The 15,861-nt window shown below is 71.1% G+C and carries 17 protein-coding genes and 1 pseudogene; 13 read left to right on the top strand and 5 right to left on the bottom strand.

All coding sequences use genetic code 11. The features are described 5' to 3' along the window. Positions 1–88: 88 nt before the first annotated feature. The gene (locus ACZ7FF_RS35930) at positions 89–1,504 is read left to right on the top strand and encodes an FAD-binding oxidoreductase (protein WP_470817796.1); all 1,416 of its coding nucleotides are present in this window, start codon (positions 89–91) and stop codon (positions 1,502–1,504) included. Between the two features lie 17 nt (positions 1,505–1,521). On the opposite strand, the gene ACZ7FF_RS35925 is transcribed toward ACZ7FF_RS35930, so the two are convergent. Next, positions 1,522–1,935: an SsgA family sporulation/cell division regulator gene (locus tag ACZ7FF_RS35925; protein WP_470817794.1), complete on the bottom strand. Its 414-nt coding sequence runs from the start codon at positions 1,933–1,935 to the stop codon at positions 1,522–1,524. 241 nt (positions 1,936–2,176) lie between these two features. On the opposite strand from ACZ7FF_RS35925, the gene ACZ7FF_RS35920 reads away from it, so the two are divergent. Both ACZ7FF_RS35920 and ACZ7FF_RS35915 read left to right on the top strand, forming a co-directional pair. After that, positions 2,177–3,757, top strand: a complete 1,581-nt coding sequence (locus ACZ7FF_RS35920) for an RDD family protein (RefSeq protein ID WP_470817792.1) — start codon at positions 2,177–2,179, stop codon at positions 3,755–3,757. 73 nt (positions 3,758–3,830) lie between these two features. Next, positions 3,831–4,634, top strand: coding sequence for an RDD family protein (locus ACZ7FF_RS35915; protein ID WP_470817790.1), 804 nt, complete (start codon positions 3,831–3,833; stop codon positions 4,632–4,634). 89 nt (positions 4,635–4,723) lie between these two features. Here the strand turns inward: ACZ7FF_RS35915 and ACZ7FF_RS35910 are convergent, their stop codons facing one another. Beyond that, positions 4,724–4,960, bottom strand: a complete 237-nt coding sequence (locus ACZ7FF_RS35910; protein ID WP_470817789.1) for a hypothetical protein — start codon at positions 4,958–4,960, stop codon at positions 4,724–4,726. A gap of 320 nt (positions 4,961–5,280) precedes the next feature. Here ACZ7FF_RS35910 and ACZ7FF_RS35905 point away from each other — a divergent pair, with 320 nt between their 5' ends. After that, on the top strand, positions 5,281–7,635 hold the full coding sequence (locus ACZ7FF_RS35905) for an immune inhibitor A domain-containing protein (protein WP_470817787.1): 2,355 nt from the start codon (positions 5,281–5,283) through the stop codon (positions 7,633–7,635). A gap of 121 nt (positions 7,636–7,756) precedes the next feature. Continuing rightward, positions 7,757–8,077: a hypothetical protein gene (locus ACZ7FF_RS35900; protein ID WP_470817786.1), complete on the top strand. Its 321-nt coding sequence runs from the start codon at positions 7,757–7,759 to the stop codon at positions 8,075–8,077. A gap of 171 nt (positions 8,078–8,248) precedes the next feature. Here ACZ7FF_RS35900 and ACZ7FF_RS35895 read toward each other — a convergent pair whose 3' ends face one another. Both ACZ7FF_RS35895 and ACZ7FF_RS35890 read right to left on the bottom strand, forming a co-directional pair. Continuing rightward, positions 8,249–8,842 (bottom strand): isochorismatase family protein, encoded by a 594-nt coding sequence (locus tag ACZ7FF_RS35895; protein ID WP_470817784.1) that lies wholly within the window; start codon positions 8,840–8,842, stop codon positions 8,249–8,251. A 96-nt stretch (positions 8,843–8,938) separates the two neighbouring features. Beyond that, positions 8,939–10,285, bottom strand: coding sequence for a nicotinate phosphoribosyltransferase (locus ACZ7FF_RS35890; protein WP_470817783.1), 1,347 nt, complete (start codon positions 10,283–10,285; stop codon positions 8,939–8,941). Between the two features lie 57 nt (positions 10,286–10,342). Here ACZ7FF_RS35890 and clpS point away from each other — a divergent pair, with 57 nt between their 5' ends. Both clpS and ACZ7FF_RS35880 read left to right on the top strand, forming a co-directional pair. After that, positions 10,343–10,660: an ATP-dependent Clp protease adapter ClpS gene (gene clpS / locus ACZ7FF_RS35885; protein WP_468598219.1), complete on the top strand. Its 318-nt coding sequence runs from the start codon at positions 10,343–10,345 to the stop codon at positions 10,658–10,660. Positions 10,661–10,673: 13 nt separating this feature from the next. After that, complete coding sequence (locus ACZ7FF_RS35880; RefSeq protein WP_470817780.1) at positions 10,674–11,279, top strand: DUF2017 domain-containing protein; 606 nt, start codon at positions 10,674–10,676, stop codon at positions 11,277–11,279. Here ACZ7FF_RS35880 and ACZ7FF_RS35875 read toward each other — a convergent pair. Continuing rightward, complete coding sequence (locus ACZ7FF_RS35875) at positions 11,276–11,470, bottom strand: hypothetical protein (protein ID WP_470817779.1); 195 nt, start codon at positions 11,468–11,470, stop codon at positions 11,276–11,278. The two genes, ACZ7FF_RS35880 and ACZ7FF_RS35875, sit on opposite strands and share 4 nt — an antisense overlap. 128 nt (positions 11,471–11,598) lie before the next feature. Here ACZ7FF_RS35875 and ACZ7FF_RS35870 point away from each other — a divergent pair, with 128 nt between their 5' ends. From ACZ7FF_RS35870 to ACZ7FF_RS35845, 6 genes and pseudogenes are all read left to right on the top strand, one after another. Continuing rightward, a complete protein-coding gene (locus ACZ7FF_RS35870) occupies positions 11,599–13,032 on the top strand; it encodes an amino acid permease (RefSeq protein ID WP_470817777.1) in 1,434 nt (477 codons plus the stop codon). Between the two features lie 146 nt (positions 13,033–13,178). Next, positions 13,179–13,601: a M67 family metallopeptidase gene (locus ACZ7FF_RS35865; RefSeq protein WP_470817776.1), complete on the top strand. Its 423-nt coding sequence runs from the start codon at positions 13,179–13,181 to the stop codon at positions 13,599–13,601. Positions 13,602–13,680: 79 nt separating this feature from the next. After that, positions 13,681–13,776 (top strand): putative leader peptide, encoded by a 96-nt coding sequence (locus tag ACZ7FF_RS35860; RefSeq protein ID WP_350896351.1) that lies wholly within the window; start codon positions 13,681–13,683, stop codon positions 13,774–13,776. A gap of 114 nt (positions 13,777–13,890) precedes the next feature. Then, positions 13,891–14,169, top strand: a complete 279-nt coding sequence (locus ACZ7FF_RS35855; RefSeq protein WP_470817774.1) for a MoaD/ThiS family protein — start codon at positions 13,891–13,893, stop codon at positions 14,167–14,169. A gap of 17 nt (positions 14,170–14,186) precedes the next feature. Then, the gene (locus tag ACZ7FF_RS35850; RefSeq protein WP_470817772.1) at positions 14,187–15,137 is read left to right on the top strand and encodes a PLP-dependent cysteine synthase family protein; all 951 of its coding nucleotides are present in this window, start codon (positions 14,187–14,189) and stop codon (positions 15,135–15,137) included. Positions 15,138–15,397: 260 nt separating this feature from the next. Next, positions 15,398–15,861: pseudogene (locus tag ACZ7FF_RS35845) on the top strand (hypothetical protein); the annotation flags it as partial.

Below are 15,861 nucleotides of genomic sequence, written 5' to 3'. Positions count from 1 at the left end.
CTCACTGTGCGTCAATACGACGAGCTGATCCGTGCGGCCCAAGCGGAGGGCGGACGGGGTTCACACCGATGGCCGTGAGTGCGAACCTGTGATCATGAGCCGTATCGAAGCGCCCCGCGACGAAGGCACCGCGGCAACCAGCAACCTCGCCGACCGGCTCCTGGCCGGCCTGCCCCCCGGGGCCGTCCTGACCGACCCGGACGTCACGGCCTCCTACTCCCACGACATGGCCAGCTTCTGCCCGGCCGGCGCCCCGGCCGTGGTGGTGCTGCCGCGCACCGTGGAAGAGGTCCAGCACGTCATGCGCACCGCCACCGAGCTGCGCGTCCCGGTCGTCCCGCAGGGCGCCCGCAGCGGCCTGTCCGGCGCCGCCAACGCCACCGACGGCTGCATCGTGCTGTCCCTCACCAAGATGGACCGCATCCTGGAGATCAGCCCCGTCGACCGGATCGCCGTGGTCGAACCGGGCGTGATCAACGCGGCCCTCTCCCGCGCGGTCGAGGAGCACGGCCTGTGCTACCCGCCGGACCCCTCCAGCTGGGAGATGTGCACCATCGGCGGCAACATCGGCACGGGCTCCGGCGGCCTGTGCTGTGTGAAGTACGGCGTGACCGCCGAGTACGTCCTCGGCCTGGACGTCGTCCTCGCCGACGGCCGCCTGATGTCCACCGGCCGCCGAACGGCCAAGGGCGTCGCCGGCTACGACCTCACCCGGCTGTTCGTCGGCTCCGAGGGCTCCCTCGGCATCGTGGTCCGCGCGGTGCTCGCCCTGAAGCCCAGACCGGCCCCGCAGCTGGTGCTGGCCGCCGAGTTCCCCTCCGCGACCGCCGCCTGCGACGCCGTCTGCCGGATCATGGAGGGCGGTCACCTCCCGTCCCTCCTCGAACTGATGGACCGTACGACCGTCAAGGCCGTCAACGACCTCGCCCACATGGGCCTGCCGGAGACCACCGAGGCGCTGCTCCTGGCCGCCTTCGACACCCCGGACCCGGCCGCCGACCTCGCTGCCGTCGGCGCCCTGTGCGAGGCCGCCGGCGCCACCGAGGTCGTCCCCGCCGAGGACGCGGCCGAGTCCGAGCTGCTGCTCAAGGCCCGGCGGCTCTCGCTGACCGCGCTGGAGGCGGTGAAGGGCACGACGATGATCGACGACGTGTGCGTGCCCCGCTCGCGGCTCGGCGCGATGCTGGACGGCGTCGAGCGGATCGCCGAGAAGTACGGGCTGACCATCGGCGTCTGCGCGCACGCCGGCGACGGCAACACGCACCCCACCGTCTGCTTCGACGCCGGAGACCCCGACGAGTCCCGCCGGGCCCGCGAGTCCTTCGACGAGATCATGGCCCTCGGCCTGGAGCTGGGCGGCACCATCACCGGCGAACACGGCGTCGGCGTACTGAAGAAGGAGTGGCTGGCCCGGGAGATCGGCCCGGTCGGGGTGGAGATGCAGCGGGCCGTGAAGCAGGCCTTCGACCCGCTCGGCATCCTCAACCCCGGCAAGGTGCTCTGACCCCCGCCCGCGCCCGCTCACCGGGCGAGCAGCTGGTCGAGCGCGTCGTCGATGCCCAGCTGCCCGCCCTCGGACCCCGGCGGCACCACCCGCAGCGTCCGCTCCAGCCAGGCCGACACCTGCGGGACCGGCGCCTCCAGCAGCGCGTCCCCGTCGGGCGAACTGAGCGCCATCAGTACGACGCTGCGCCCGTCGGCCTTCGTCGGCCACGCCCGCACGTCCCCGTGCCCGCACGGCCTGAAGACCCCCTCCACCAGCAGCTCGCGGGCGAACGTCCAGTGGACCGGTTGTTCGGAGTTGGTGTGGAAGGTGATGTGGACGGCGTAGGGGTCGTCGGAGCGGTAGCTGAGCCGGGCCGGGACCGGGATGTTGCGCTCGGGCGACAGGATGAGCTTGAGCTCCAGCTCCCGCTCCACCACGGTGTGCTGCATGGCCTGCGTTTCCTTTCTGCTCGGGGCTGTCCGGGACCGATTCGGCGGGCCCGTACCAGGGAGAGGCGGTGGCGGCCGGGCCATTACGCGGGTTCCGAGAATTTTTTCGCTCACCTGCCTGACCCGGGCACGGCGTTGCCCGGAAAGGAGTGGGTACGGCCGGACTGGCGATGGCGGAAGCCCGCGTCTGATAGATGTGGAGCCCCCCATCCCACCCCCGAGCAGATACGGGACGACGGACATGAGCGCCCCAACCCCGGCCCCAGGTGACGACAGGCCCCGAGAGGGCTACTACCCGGACCCGTCCATCCCCGGCTACGTCCGGTACTGGAACGGCTCCTCCTGGGTGCCCGGCACCAGCCGCCCGGCGCCCAAGGACGGCGAACCGCTCAGCCCGCCGCCCGGCGTCCGTCCCGCCGTGCCCTCGGTGGAGGAGACGGGCCCCCACTTCTTCGACGAGGACCCCCAGCCACCGGCCTCCGGTCCCGGCGCCTCCCACCCCGCCGACCAGTGGCCCCCGGCGGCGAATCCCGCCGGACCGGGCCGAGCCGGATGGGACCGGCCGGGCCGGGCGGGCCAGTGGGACCGGTCCGGCGCGTCAGGACAGCCGGGCACGGCCGGTCAGCCGGGTGCCCCCGGCCAGGCGGGCCAGTGGGGCCACGCCGGCTCGGCCGGTCAGCAGGGCCAGGCGGGGCGGCCGGACTCCGCCGGGGCCGGGGGTCCTGGGGCAGGATGGGGCGCCGATCCCCGTGTGGCGCCGCAGGCTCCGGCGCAGCCGGACGGGCAGTCGGCCCGTACCGACGGCACGGCGACGATCCCCCCGGCGGAGGACGGCGCCCCGGACCCGGGCACCTTCATCTTCCGCCGGCCGATTCCCGGCCCGGCGGCCGCAGCCCGCGCGGACGACGGCACGGCGGCGCCCCGCCAGGCGCCGCCCGGGCCGGGTGCGAACGGCGTCTCCGGCCCGGCGGGTTCCGGCGCGGTGGCCTCCGGCGGGCCCGCGCTCGGCGCGCAGGGGCCGGTCGCCGCACCCGCGACGCCCTCGCCCGCCGCCCCTTCCGCCCCGGCTCCGGCCGGGAACGGGTTCGGTGCCGGGAAGGCCGCCGCCGCCCGGGCCGCGGCCGCCGCGCCGGCCACCCCGGGCGTGCCCCCGCAGGCCGGACCGCAGCAGGGCGCCCCCGCACCGGCGGCCACCCCCCTGACCGACGGTCCCGGTGGCGGCCAGGCGTCCTGGGCGCAGCAGGTGCACCGGCTGGCGGCGGGCGGCGAGGAGCAGCCGGTGGCGCCGTGGAAGCCGCCGGTGGAGGACCCGTTCCAGGCGGCGGCCCGCCGCCAGGCGGAGGCGCGGCCCGCCGGACTGGGCAAGCGCTTCGCCGCCCGGCTGGTCGACAGCCTGGTGGTGGGCGCCGTCACCGCCGCCGCGGCCGTCCCGCTGGGCGTGCGGGCGGCCGACCACATCCAGCAGAAGGTCGACGCGGCCAAGCTGTCCGGGCACGAGGTCACCGTCTGGCTGCTCGACGGCACCACCGGCACCTGCCTGGGCGTCGTCCTCGGCGTCCTGCTCCTCTTCGGCGTCCTCTACGAGGTGCTGCCCACCGTCAAGTGGGGCCGCACCCTGGGCAAGAAGCTGTGCGGGATCCAGGTGCGGGACATCGAGGGGCACGAGCCCCCGGCGTTCGGCTCGGCGCTGCGCCGCTGGCTGGTCTACAGCGTGCCCGGGCTGCTCGGCATCGGGATCGTGGGCGTGCTGTGGTGCCTGTTCGACCGGCCCTGGCACCAGTGCTGGCACGACAAGGCGGCCCACACCTTCGTGGCGGGCTGACCCGAGGCCGGCGCCTACTCCGTACGGGCGCCCACCGGATGCGGGGCCGGGGCGGCCGGGGTCCACTCGGGCCATGAGCAGCGAACCGCCCCCCGGCTCCGGAGAGCAGCCCCCCGAGGACGATCCGTTCAGGAAGCGGCCCCCGTCGGACCAGGGGCCGGGCTCGCCGTACGGCGCGCCGCCCCCCGGCGCCCAGCAGCCCCCACCCCCCGGCGGCGGTCAGCCACCCCCACCTCCCGGCGGCCCGCACTGGGGGCAGCGGCAACCGCCGCCGTACGGCGGCGGCCAGCCTCCTCCGTACGGCGGTGGGCAGCCTCCTCCGTACGGCGGTGGGCAGCCTCCTCCGTACGGCGGTGGGCAGCCTCCTCCGTACGGCGGCGGTCCCTACGGCGCCGGCCCCGGCGGCTACCCCGCCGACCCGCTCGCCGGTATGCCCCCGCTCGCCGAGAGCGGCAGGCGGACGCTCGCCCGCATCATCGACATGATCCTCGTCGGTGTCGTCGTCTGGCTGCTCACCTGGGCGTTCGGCGTGCGCCAGTACGACGTGAACGGCGACCACATGGAGGTCGGCCGCTCGATCGCCCAGTCCTTCATCGCGGCCGTCCTCTACGTGGCCTACGACACCTTCCTGATCAGCAAGACGGGGCAGACCCTGGGCAAGCAGTGGCTCAACATGCGCGTGGCCAACCTGAACGACGGCGCCACCCCCAGCGCGCAGACCTCGCTGAGCCGTGCCCTGGTGCTGTGGCTGCCCTTCGCGTTCTGCTGCGCCTGCATCTGGACGGCCATCTGCGGCGGCTGGAGCTTCTTCGACCGGCCGTACAAGCAGGGCCTGCACGACAAGGCGGCCAAGACGGTGGTGGTCAGCACCCGTTGAGCCAAGCTCCCCGGCCGTCCCCGCGAGAGCGGCGGGTCCGTGTACGCCACGGGCCCGCCGTTCTCGTGCGCCGGGCGGCCGCGCAGCGCTCACAGCGTCGTGGGGACGCGTTCCTGGTCCGGCGCGGGCTCGGTGGCGGCCGTCGCCGCGCGGGCCCCGGTCGCCGGCACCGTCATGGCGACGAGTAGCCCCAGCGCGAGCGCCGCGAGGGCGATGACACTGATCCCGAGGCCCGAACTCGTCTGCGACAGCAGCAGCATGGCGAGCGTCGAGAAGATCACGGTGCAGGAACCGTAGGCGAGCTGTGCGACGGTCGGACGAGGCATGGCAATCGTGTCCTCGGAAGTCTTCGGGGGGCGCTGGTGGGTGCCGTTCGTCTCTCTTCGCGTGCATGCCCGAACGGAACGCCTGGTAAGCGTGACCTAACCCACGGTACCGATGCACGGGGGGCGCACAGGAAGCACGGCCCTCGTAAAGCAGGCATCAACTCCGCATAGTGCACCGCACATGACCGAGTCAAGGTCTGTCTTTTCTTCTAAACCTCTAGTCAAATTACGTCACTTGAACACGCGCTTGTCATGTGCGCACGGATTTCTCCAGACCAGGAGCCCCCTGTCCGTGCGCGCGGCGCGGGGGAGGAACTCAAGTGACCAGCAGATCCTGGACGTTCAGAGCGGCCGCGATCGGTGTGACGCTCGCGGCGGCTTCCGCCACGTTCGCGACCTTCGCCGTCGCGGACGCGAGCACCCGGCCCCGGCCCGCTGCCGCCAACCGGCACGACCCGGCCCCGGTGAAGCAGCGGGCGCACGATCTCGACGGCCCGTTGAGCAAGACCCAGAAGGCCCAGCGGCAGGAGGCCCTGAACCAGCTCATCGCGGGCCGGGCCACGGCGCAGGAGCGCGGCGGCTCCAAGGTCGTCAAGCTCAAGAGCGGCAAGGGCAAGGGCAAGTACGTCGAGCTGAGCCGGGAGAAGACCGACAAGATCTTCACCATCCTGGTGGAGTTCGGCGACAAGACCGACCCCAAGGCCGGCGGCACGCCCGGCCCGCTGCACAACAAGATCGCCGCGCCGGACCGCACGAAGGACAACTCGACGGCCTGGCAGAAGGACTACAACCAGAAGCACTACCAGGACCTCTACTTCGGCACCGGCAAGAAGACCGAGTCGCTGAAGAAGTACTACGAGAAGCAGTCCTCGGGCCGTTACTCGGTCGACGGCGAGGTCACCGACTGGGTCAAGGTCCCCTACAACGAGGCCCGTTACGGCAACAACGCCTGCGGCTCCACCAACTGCCCGAGCGTGTGGAACGTGGTCAGCGACGGCCTGAACGCCTGGGTCGCCCAGCAGAAGGCGGCCGGCCGTACCGACGCCGACATCAAGAAGGACCTGGCCAAGTACGACCAGTGGGACCGCTACGACTACGACGGCGACGGCAACTTCAACGAGCCCGACGGCTACGTCGACCACTTCCAGATCGTGCACGCCGGTGAGGACGAGTCCGCGGGCGGCGGCGCCCAGGGCACCGACGCGATCTGGGCCCACCGCTGGTACGCCTTCGGCACCGACGCCGGCGCCACCGGCCCCGCGGGCAACAAGCTCGGCGGCGCGCAGGTCGGCGACACCGGTGTCTGGGTCGGCGACTACACCATCCAGCCGGAGAACGGCGGCCTCGGCGTCTTCGCCCACGAGTACGGCCACGACCTCGGCCTGCCGGACGAGTACGACACCGACGGCGGCGACAACTCCACCGGCTTCTGGACCCTGATGTCCTCCGGTTCCTGGCTCGGCACCGGCAAGGAGTCCATCGGCGACCTGCCCGGCGACATGAACGCCTGGGACAAGCTCCAGCTGGGCTGGCTGAACTACGACACCGCCAAGGCGGGCAAGCAGTCCACGCACAAGCTGGGTGTCGCCGAGTACAACACCTGGGACAAGCAGGGCCTCGTGGTCACCCTGCCGGACAAGGCGGTCACCACCACGATCACCGAGCCGGCCCAGGGCTCGTACCAGTGGTGGAGCGGCAGCGGCAACGACCTGAAGAACACGCTGACCCGCTCCGTCGACCTCACCGGCAAGTCCTCGGCGACCCTGAGCCTGGACGGCTGGTGGGCCATCGAGGCCAACTACGACTACCTCTACACCGAGGTGTCGACCGACGGCGGCGCCAACTGGACCGCCCTGGACGGCACGGCCGACGGCCAGGCCATCCCGAAGGACGGCAGCGGCAAGCCGGCGCTCACCGGCGCCTCGGAGACCCACCGGAAGCTGTCGTACCCCCTGGACGCCTACGCCGGCCAGAAGATCCAGCTGCGCTTCCGCTACGCCACCGACAGCGGGGTCGCGGAGAACGGCTTCACGGCCGACGAGATCGGCGTGACCGCCGACGGCACGCCGCTGTTCTCGGACAACGCCGAGGCGGCCGACGCCGGTTGGACCGCGGCGGGCTTCTCCCGCATCGGCGGGTCCTTCACCCGGGACTACAAGCAGTACTACGTCGCCGAGAACCGGCAGTACGTGTCGTACGACAAGACGCTGAAGTCCGGCCCGTACAACTTCGGTTCGGTCAAGCGGCCCGACTGGGTGGAGCACTACCCGTACCAGAACGGCCTGTTGATCTGGAAGTGGGACACCTCCCAGGCGGACAACAACACCAACGCCAAGGACCACCCGGGCACCGGTCTGATCCTGCCGGTCGACTCGCACCCGAAGGCCCTGCGGTGGTCCGACGGCACCCTGATGCGCAACCGCATGCAGGCCTACGACTCGCCGTTCAGCCTCTACGGCACGGACGGCATCACCCTGCACAAGGCCGACGTCGTGACCCGGATCAAGGCGTCCAAGGGTGTTCCGGTCTTCAACGACCACACCAGCAGCTACTACGACCCGTCGAACCCGACCGGCGGTGTCAAGGTAACTGACACGAACACCAGGATAACGATCGTCAAGGAGGCCGAGAACGGCTCGACGATCTTCCTCACGGTGGGTCCCGCGGTGAAGTAGTTCGCATAACCGCAGGTCAGAGGCGTATCGGCGGTGACCCCTTGGCGGGTCGCCGCCGATCGTGTTTAGGTGCGTCCTGTGGACCGCTTATTGACACCGACCGGAACGGGGATGTGACGGCATGGCCGCAGGAGGCTTCTGCAAGCTGCCGAACGGCATGGTCGTGGTGGCACTGAACCTGCCCTACGACGCCGCCGGGGTGCGGGTACTGGTGCATGCCCAGAACCGGGCGCGGGCCCTGACCCGGCTGCGGAACCTGGGCCTGCGCGCGATCTACCTCCGGGGCAACGCGGCACCGCCGACCCCGGACGAGATCACGGCCGTGCTGCACCATCCGGACGGCCTGATATGGCGCACCGCGCCGTCCGGCAACGGTGTCACCGTGCCCGAGCTGTGGCATCCGATCCGGGCCCTGCTGCGCCGGTCGGCGCCTGTGTCCTAGAGCCTGTCTGACATTTCCCGTCTGCCGTGCGGCGCCATGCACGCACGCTCGCCGCGCCGGCCCCTGACCCGAGTACGTCCGGTACGAGGGCCTGAGGCCGGCACGCCGAGAGCACGCACCTGACGCCGCGCGGCCGCCCTTCGGGCGACGACGCGCATGGTCAGACAGGCCCTAGCCGCCGACCACGGGCTTGCCGGTCAGCTCCACGCCCGCCTCCCGCAGCTCCTCCAGGGCCCGCTCGGTGGTCTCGGCGGCCACCCCCGCCGTCAGGTCCAGCAGCACCTGGGTGCGGAAGCCCTCGCGGGCCGCGTCCAGCGCGGTGGCGCGGACGCAGTGGTCCGTGGCGACGCCGACGACGTCGACCTCGTCTATGTGGCGGGCGCGCAGCCAGTCCGCGAGGGCGGTGCCGTTCTCGTCGGCGCCCTCGAAGCCGCTGTAGGCCGCCGAGTAGGCCCCCTTGTCGAACACCGCGTCGACCGCGCCGGAGGCGACGGCCGGGGCGAAGTTCGGGTGGAAGCCCACGCCCTCCGTGCCCGCCACGCAGTGCGCGGGCCAGGAGCGGACGAAGTCGGGGTTGTCCGCGAAGTGGCCACCGGGTGCGATGTGGTGGTCGCGGGTGGCCACCACATGGCGGTAGCCGGAGCCCGCCGCCTGGCCGATCAGCTCGGTGATGGCGGCGGCCACGTCGGCGCCGCCGGCCACCGCGAGGCTGCCCCCTTCGCAGAAGTCGTTCTGCACGTCTACGACGATCAAGGCGCGGCGCATGGTGGTGTCCTTCGAATGAGGTCCAAGTAACTGAGCCTAGAGACTTACGGGCTCGTACGGGAGGGGGCGTTCGCGGGGGCGGACGGCGGTCCCGCTTTAGCTACCCGAGCGCCCCTGCACGTACTCCGTCGGAATGACGGGTTCCCCCCGGGAGAGCTGGGTCGCGGAGAGGGGGAGGCCGGCGCGGGCGGCGATGTGGCGGTCCCGGGGCACGTCCAGCGGCTCACGGGCCACGACGTCCCCGTCCTCGACCAGCCGCACCAGCAGCTGGCGGTCGGCGAGCTCCGCGGGCACCGGTCCGGTGCCCACGACCTCGGCCTCGGCCACCCCGTCCTCGTCCAGGCGGCGGGCCGCCCACTTGCGGCCGCCGACGGAGGTCTTGCCGCCGCTGGACTTCTTGGCGACCGGCACCAGCGGAGCGCCGGGTTCGGCGGTCTCGGCGCGCGCGACCAGCTTGTAGACCATGGAGGCGGTGGGGTGCCCGGAGCCGGTGACCAGCTGGGTGCCGACGCCGTAGGCGTCCACCGGGGCGACGGCCAGGGAGGCGATCGCGTACTCGTCCAGGTCCGAGGTCACCACGATCTTGGTGTCCGTGGCCCCCAGCTCGTCCAGCTGCTGCCGGACCCGGTGGGCGACGAGCAGCAGGTCGCCGGAGTCGATGCGGACCGCGCCCAGCTCGGGTCCGGCGATCTCCACCGCCATGCGGACGGCCTCGGTGACGTCGTAGGTGTCCACCAGCAGGGTCGTGCCCCGGCCGAGGGTGTCGACCTGGGCCTGGAAGGCGTCGCGCTCGCGGTCGTGCAGCAGGGTGAAGGCGTGGGCGGAGGTGCCCACGGTCGGGATGCCGTACCGGAAGCCGGCGGCGAGGTCGGAGGTGGTCGCGAAGCCGCCCACGTAGGCGGCCCGGGCGGCGGCCACGGCCGCCAGCTCGTGGGTGCGGCGGGCGCCCATCTCGATCAGCGGGCGCTCGCCCGCGGCGGACGCCATCCGGGAGGCGGCGGCCGCGATGGCGGAGTCGTGGTTGAGGATGGAGAGGATCACCGTCTCCAGGAGCACGCACTCGGCGAAGCTGCCCTCGACCCGCATGATCGGCGAGCCGGGGAAGTACACCTCGCCCTCGGGGTAGCCCCAGATGTCACCGCTGAAGCGGTACTCGGCGAGCCACTTCAGGGTCTCCTCGTCGACGATCCGCTGCTCGTGCAGGAAGCCGAGGACACCGGGGTCGAAACGGAAGTTCTCCACCGCGTCGAGGACGCGTCCGGTGCCCGCCACCACGCCGTAGCGCCGCCCGTTCGGCAGCCGCCGGGTGAAGACCTCGAACACGCTCCGCCGTTCGGCCGTACCGGCCTTCAGGGCGGCCTGCAGCATCGTCAGCTCGTACTGGTCGGTGAAGAGCGCCGTCGAGGGAACGTCCACCGGCAGCCCAAGGTCCGCTGTGTTCATGACGACGGATGGTACTCCCTTTTCGTCGGTGTGACGATTTGTGGCCCCCGTGGCAGCATGGGCTGTGTGACGTCACCCGCGCCCGTAGAGATCGAACGCACCGAGTCGGCGGAGGAGGTCTTCGCCGTACCCGAACCCGACGTCCCCTGGGTCACCATCGTCCACAACGACCCGGTCAACCTCATGAGCTATGTGACCTACGTCTTCCAGTCGTACTTCGGCTACACCAAGGACAAGGCCACCAAGCTCATGCTCGACGTCCACCACAAGGGCCGGGCGATCGTCTCCAGCGGAACCCGCGAGGAGATGGAGCGCGACGTGCAGGCGATGCACGGCTACGGTCTGTGGGCCACCCTCCAGCAGGACCGGAAGTAGCGAACCCACTTAGATGCCCGGACATTTCGAACCGCTCCCCGGCGGCGGCGCGGCCGTCGCGCTCGACGACGTCGAGATCTCCATCATCCGCTCGCTGGCCGTCCAGCTCCTGGAGCTCGTCGGACCCGGCCCCGGCGCGGACACCCCCGACGACCCGCTCGCCGAGCTGTTCGCCGAGGGGCCCAGCGAGCCGCCCGCCGACCCGGTCCTCAGGAGGCTGTTCCCGGACGCCTACAGCGACCCGGAGAAGGCCCCGGACTCGCCCGCCCAGGCGGAGGAGCGGCGGGCGCACTCCGCCGAGTTCCGCCGCTACACCGAGAACGACCTCAGGGCCGGCAAGCGGGAGAACGCGCTCGCCGTGATCCGCAGCCTCGACGCGCTCGCGCCGGTGGACAGGGGCGGGGCGGTGCTCAAGCTGTCGACGGACGAGTCCAGGCGGTGGCTCGGCGCCCTCAACGACCTGCGGCTGGCGATCGGCGCCCGGCTGGAGATCACCGACGAGGACGACACCGACCTGCTCTACCGGCTCCCGGACGAGGACCCGCGCAAGCCGATGGTGATGGCCTATCTGTGGCTGGGCGGCCTCCAGGAGACCCTGGTGACGACCCTTCTGTCCTAGTCCAGGGCTTTTCGCCGTTCGCTCAGCGGACGCTCAAATCCGGATAACGATCCCGTCACCGTTGCGGCCTGTTCTGCCGCATTAGAGCGTTCTTTGTCCGGTTTTCCCTGTGTGGTGCGCCACATTCCGCTCGGGTGATCAATATTGCGGCCGTGATAAATCTTCACGACCGCCCGGCCGACACCACCCATGTCCGGCCGGGTGCGCCACCGAGCCGACGACCGTCGGCCAGGCACAGCTCCAGCAATCCGGGGGGATCGAGACCCGATCCGAGGCCACGTCGAAGGCCCGGGTCGGCATGGAGAAAGGCGCACCACACATGACCTCATCGCAGGTCGACCAGCTCCGCGACGGCGACGAGGCCGCGCGGGCCGACAGCGAGGGCGGCGAGGGATACCAGCGCGGGCTCGGCTCCCGGCAGATCCAGATGATCGCCATCGGCGGTGCCATCGGCACCGGCCTGTTCCTCGGCGCGGGCAAGGGCATCTCCAAGGCGGGGCCCAGCCTGATCCTGGCCTACGCCGTCGCGGGCGTCGTGATCTTCCTGATCATGCGGGCGCTCGGCGAGCTGCTGATGTACCGCCCGGTGTCCGGCTCGTTCTCGGAGTACGCGCGCGAGTTCATCGGCCCGTTCGCCGGCTTCGTGACCGGGTGGACGTACTGGCTGTTCTGGGTGGTCACCGGCATCACCGAGGTCACCGCCGCGGCCGCCTACATGACGTACTGGTGGAACATCCCGCAGTGGGTCTCGGCCCTGGTGTTCACGGTCGTGCTCTTCGGCGCCAACCTGATCTCCGTGAAGCTCTTCGGTGAGCTGGAGTTCTGGTTCTCCATGGTCAAGGTCACCGCGATCATCGGCATGATCCTGATCTGCGCGGGCATCCTGACGATCGGCTTCTCCGACGCGGGCAGCACCGCCTCGGTGAGCCACCTGTGGAACGAAGGCGGCTTCTTCCCGCACGGCGTCGGCAACACCCTGATGACCCTCCAGATGGTCATGTTCGCCTTCCTCGCCGTCGAGCTGGTCGGCGTGACCGCCGGTGAGTCCAAGGAGCCCAAGAAGGTCCTGCCGAAGGCGATCAACACCGTGCCGTGGCGCATCGCCGTCTTCTACGTCGGCGCGCTGATCATGATCCTGTCGGTCGTGCCGTGGACGCAGTTCCACCCGGGCGTGAGCCCCTTCGTGGCCGCCTTCCAGAAGATGGGCCTGGCCGCCGGCGCGGGCATCGTCAACTTCGTGGTCCTGACGGCCGCGCTGTCCTCCTGCAACTCCGGCATGTACTCCACCGGCCGCATGCTGCGCGACCTCGCGCTCAACGGCCAGGGCCCGAAGTTCTTCACCAAGCTGACACCCAGCGGCACCCCGCTCGCCGGCACGACGTTCTCCGCCGCGCTGATGCTGGTCGGCGTCTGGATCAACTACCAGTGGCCGGGCAAGGCGTTCGACTACGTGGTGTCCTTCGCGACCATCTCCGGCATGTGGGCGTGGATCGTCATCCTGCTGTGCCAGATCCGCTACCGGAAGCTGTCCGACCGCGGTGACCTGCCGCGCTCGGAGTTCCGGTCACCGGGTGCCCCGTTCACCAGCTGGATCGCGCTCGCCTTCATCGGCATGGTGATCGTGCTGATGGGCATCGACAAGGACGCACGGGTGTCGCTGTACTGCGCGCCGCTGTGGGCCCTGATCCTCGGCGTCGCCTACTGGGCGCTCAAGCGCCGCAACCCGGAGGCCGCGGCCTTCAGCAGGCGCTGACGCCGCCAGAACCCCCCTCCCCGGGACGTCCGGCCGCCGGGAGCACTCGTGGCGCCCCCGGCGGCCGCCGCTCAGGACGTCCGCGATGTGGGCCGTCCCGTACCACACCTCGGTACGGGACGGCCCCTCTGCTTATGCTGGCCGACATGCTGACCATCACCCGGGCCCTGCACGACCAGATCGTCGCCCACGCCCGCAAGGACCACCCCGACGAGGCGTGCGGCGTCGTCGCGGGCCCGGCCGGCTCGGACCGCCCCGAGCGCTTCGTCCCGATGCTGAACGCGGCCATGTCGCCGACGTTCTACGAGTTCGACTCGGGCGACCTGCTCAGGCTCTACCGCGACCTGGACGACCGCGACGAGGAGCCGGTGGTCATCTATCACTCCCACACCGCCACCGAGGCCTACCCCTCCCGCACCGACATCTCCTACGCCAACGAGCCCGGTGCCCACTACGTCCTCGTCTCCACCGCCGACACCGACGGCCTCGGCGACTTCCAGTTCCGCTCCTTCCGCATCGTGGACGGCGAGGTCACGGAGGAGGAGGTCAAGGTCGTGGAGGCGTACTGATCTCAGCCCTCGGTTGCCGACCGTCCGCGATCTGAGATCACATTCCAGGAGGCGGACCGGGAATCGTTACGATGAGCCCATGGTTCTGAACGACGTGAGCGACAAGACGCCGAGCGTGCTGCTCGTGGCGCGGCTGCACGTCGACCTGTGCAGGCTGAACAGCGCCATCTGTTGACGTTCCCCGCCGCCGCCGCCGTCCGGCCGCGGAGCGACCCTGGTGCCCGAGGCCCGGGGGCACCACCGTGCGCACACCGAATCGACGAACCCTTTCCGACAGGAGCCCGCCACCATGGCCATCGAGGTCCGCATCCCCACCATCCTCCGCACGTACACGGACGGCCAGAAGGCGGTGGAGGGCAGCGGGAACACCCTCGCCGAGCTGTTCGCCGACCTCGAGGCCCGGCACACGGGCATCCAGGCCCGCATCGTCGACGAGGGCAGGCTGCGCCGCTTCGTCAACGTGTACCTGAACGACGAGGACGTCCGCTTCATCGACGGCATCGACACCAAGCTGTCCGACGGTGACACCGTGACGATCCTGCCGGCCGTCGCCGGCGGCATGCGCTGATCGGTCGCTGAGCGAAGATGCGCTACGACTCCCCGCTGGCCGCGGTGGGCAACACCCCTCTGGTGCGCCTGCCGCGGCTGTCGCCGTCCTCCGACGTCCGTATCTGGGCCAAGCTGGAGGACCGCAACCCCACGGGCTCGGTCAAGGACCGCCCCGCGCTGCACATGATCGAGCAGGCGGAGAAGGACGGCCGGCTCACCCCGGGCTGCACCATTCTGGAACCCACCTCGGGCAACACCGGCATCTCCCTCGCCATGGCGGCCAAGCTCAAGGGCTACCGCATGGTGTGCGTGATGCCGGAGAACACCTCGCAGGAGCGCCGGGACCTGCTCGGCATGTGGGGCGCCGAGATCATCTCGTCCCCGGCCGCGGGCGGCTCCAACACCGCCGTGCGGGTGGCCAAGGAGCTGGCCGCCGAGCACCCCGACTGGGTGATGCTCTACCAGTACGGCAACCCGGACAACGCGGGTGCCCACTACGCCACCACCGGCCCCGAGATCCTGGCGGACCTCCCCTCGATCACCCACTTCGTCGCGGGCCTCGGCACCACCGGCACCCTGATGGGCGTCGGCCGCTACCTGCGCGAGCACCGGCCGGACGTGCGGATCGTCGCCGCCGAGCCGCGCTACGACGACCTGGTGTACGGGCTGCGCAACCTCGACGAGGGCTTCGTCCCCGAGCTGTACGACGCCTCCGTGCTCACCACCCGCTTCTCCGTCGGCTCCGCCGACGCGGTCACCCGCACCCGCGAACTCCTGCAGCAGGAGGGCATATTCGCGGGCGTGTCCACCGGCGCCGCCCTGCACGCGGCGATCGGGATCGGCAGGAAGGCGGTCAAGGCGGGGGAGTCCGCCGACATCGTCTTCATCGTGGCCGACGGCGGCTGGAAGTACCTCTCCACCGGGGTCTACACGGCGGCCACCACCGAGGAAGCCATCGCGACGCTGCAGGGCCAGCTCTGGGCCTAGCCCCGCATCAAGCGCATACCAGCCCCCTCCTATGAGGGGGCCAACCTCATCCTATGGAGAAGCAAAGAATTCCGTCCGGTACTGCCCGGTAGCGGGTGCCTGGGGCTACGTTCCTCCCGCACCCTGTCATGTCACGCTCACTCGGCGTGCGGGGTGGCTATGAGTGTCATGCTCATGACTGCGCGGTTCGCCGCCGCTACGCGCGTCACGGGCCTGCCCAACCAGTGCGAAACCCCACTTTTCGATGGAGGCAGTACCCCATGCGTGAGTCACGCCCGAGCGGGCGGAGACGGAGTCTGCGAAGACTCGTCGCCGTCGCCTTCCCCGCCCTCGCCCTGACCGTCGCCGGATTCACCGCCGCTCCGACGGCCGGCGCCCAGCCCGCCGCGGCCCACCCGCACACCTCCAAGGTCACGCAGAACTCCAAGGCTCTGACCGACCCCAAGCGGCAAACCTTCCACTCGACCGGCAAGGCCGGCCAGAAGGTCCCCACGACCCACCTGTGCGCCACCGCCAAGCCGGGCCAGGCGTCCTGCTTCGCCCAGCGCCGCACCGACATCAAGCAGCGGCTCGCCTCGGCGGTCGCCGCGGCCGCGCCCTCCGGGCTCTCCCCGGCCAACCTGCACAGCGCCTACAACCTGCCCACCGCGGCCGGTTCCGGCATGACCGTCGGCATCGTCGACGCCTACAACGACCCCAACGCCGAGTCGGACCTGGCCACCTA

This window comes from Streptomyces sp. NPDC037126, from assembly GCF_055605965.1.
Note: the sequence above shows the minus strand (reverse complement) of the source record. Positions and strands in the feature narration are given on the sequence as shown.